We start from the raw sequence: 228 nt of genomic DNA on the forward strand, positions 1-228 counted from the left end.
GGTGAAGTTATATTAACGATGAAAGGAATCGATAAGTCTTTCCCGGGTGTTCATGCATTAGACCATGTAGATCTGGAAGTCAGAAAAGGTGAAGTCCTTGCTCTGATGGGAGAGAACGGTGCCGGAAAGTCAACCTTGATGAAGGTTCTTACAGGTATTTATAAAAAAGATTCCGGAACTATTACATATGAAGGAAAAGAAGTAGAATTCGCAAATACAAGAGAAGCT

Annotated in this window: 1 protein-coding gene; it reads left to right on the plus strand. The window is 39.5% G+C overall.

The window, feature by feature from the left end:
• The coding region (locus NE619_RS18585) for an ATP-binding cassette domain-containing protein (protein WP_305146679.1) at positions 1-228 on the plus strand (228 nt) is incomplete at both ends.

It is taken from the genome of Anaerovorax odorimutans (assembly GCF_024459955.1).
In the GTDB taxonomy this organism is placed as follows: Bacteria; Bacillota; Clostridia; order Peptostreptococcales; family Anaerovoracaceae; genus Hominibacterium; species Hominibacterium odorimutans_A.